2 protein-coding genes are annotated in these 1,745 nt (G+C 45.3%); one reads left to right on the forward strand and one right to left on the reverse strand.

Features of this window, described 5'->3' with window-relative positions; all coding sequences use genetic code 11:
• Positions 1–144 precede the first annotated feature (144 nt).
• Positions 145–276, forward strand: coding sequence for a hypothetical protein (locus JMW90_RS13965; RefSeq protein ID WP_265089248.1), 132 nt, complete (start codon positions 145–147; stop codon positions 274–276).
• 465 nt (positions 277–741) lie between these two features.
• On the opposite strand, the gene JMW90_RS13320 is transcribed toward JMW90_RS13965, so the two are convergent.
• Positions 742–1,745, reverse strand: a 1,004-nt coding sequence (locus JMW90_RS13320) for a tetratricopeptide repeat protein (protein ID WP_201564726.1), incomplete at its 5' end; no start/stop codon positions are given.

Raw genomic sequence — 1,745 nt, forward strand, 5'->3', positions numbered from 1 at the left:
GAGTATTTGAGTATTTGAGTATTTGAGTATTTGAGTATTTGAGTATTTGAGTATTTGAGTATTTGAGTATTTGAGTATTTGAGTATTTGAGTATTTGAGTATTTGAGTATTTGAGTATTTGAGTATTACTTCGCTTCTTTAGTTATGATAACCCCAGTTCGGGATAAGCGCTTTTTAGCAGGTATGAATATCAAGCAGTTTAGAGTGATGCTGATCCTATTAATGGTCATTAGTGGCGTAGTGATGATTGTCCAAAACGTCATGATTCTGTTTTAAATTAAACCAAAGTTATCTGACAGTGAATATATTCATTATCACTGCTAGAGCTAACAATACTGATGTAAAAACAAGCTACGCGGACCATAGCTGAAACGCGGGATACTCAGATAGGGATAGATAACTAAGAATTCATTCGAGGCATGGTTGCCTGTGCGGTACTAATTCTAAATAGTGAGCAGCAAGCAAACCTTTGCCACCGTATTTACTCATGGTCCCACTGTTAAAAAGTCTTTAGTAGAGTTATTAAGCCATATACCTCTTCTGCGGGAAGCTGAAAATGAGCTGTCTGTTATGTTTAATCAAGACTTTCTATAGTCATCCGTCCAATTATTTCACTAGCAAAACACCATAGCCGTTTTTTACTTCTTTACTAATAGGTTATACAGCTATTGATAGCACCACTTTCAAAAGCTGTCCTACATACGGTTCTAGTATTATGAAACTTACTGTAATAATCATTTGTTAAGGGATCTGTTGATTGATTTCAATATTAACTTGAGTCTGTTCAGCGCTAATCACTACTGGGTTACCTGATAGATCACCCGACTCTGCGGACGCAGTCCCACTATGGCTAACACGAGCAACGACTGCTAACTGAGTTTTGTCGCTACGGGCCGATTGTAAGGTGCGTTCAGGCATCATCGCATCGAGATCGCTTAGACTGATAGTGGCCTCGCCTTGTTTGATCACGCTGATCGGTAAGCGCTTGGCGGCAAATGGCGGTCCACCGTTGACATCACGTATCGCCACAAAAAGTACATCGTCTGCCTTGACAAGTGGCAACAGGCTGGCGCTGATTCTAATGCTTACCTCTACCCCTTCTGAGGCTTGCTGCTGCTGCGCGCTGACATTGGCGCTGAGCTCATCTAGGCTGGCTAAGGCTTTTGTATGGTCGCCAGGTTTGGCCGCGATACTGCTTCGCAGACGTTTAATCCAGCCTTGTGCCTCCTCAAAGTTATTACTACGCGCCTCGCCCATGGCCATCAGCATTTGCGCGCCTTCGTGGCGTGGGTTTTTGGCCAGCACGTCCTGCAAGACGCGGCGACTGGTGGCGTCTAGTTGGCCTTTATTGGCAAAGAAGCTGATCTGTGCATAGGTCGTCGCAATCTCCTCGTTATCAGGCGATAAGCGATAAGCACGTGACAATGCCTCTAGCGCCGAGTCTGTCGCTTCTAATGACAAAAACAGCTCAGATAAACGCATCCAGCGATTGGGGTCATCAGCATGACGATAGACATTGGTCTGCATCGCGCTGATAAGCTGCTGGCCGTTTTCGATTGCCCATACAGGTGGCTGATCGATTTTGCCAGTCAACAAGTCATCAGCGACTTTTCCGACCTTGTCTTCGGCCGTCCACAGATCAAACACAGGCGTTCGGTCACCCACCATCAGATACGCCAGCGCAGCCAATACAGGCACCCAAACCATGAGGATCAAGCGGCTTTTGATACCAGGGGTGACCATCG

The organism is Psychrobacter glacincola (assembly GCF_904846215.1).
Classification (GTDB): Bacteria; Pseudomonadota; Gammaproteobacteria; order Pseudomonadales; family Moraxellaceae; genus Psychrobacter; species Psychrobacter glacincola.

Excerpts from the sequence above, each read along its gene's own strand:
- JMW90_RS13965 (WP_265089248.1), top strand. The coding sequence starts at position 145 with ATGATAACCCCAGTTCGGGATAAGCGCTTTTTAGCAGGTATGAATATC.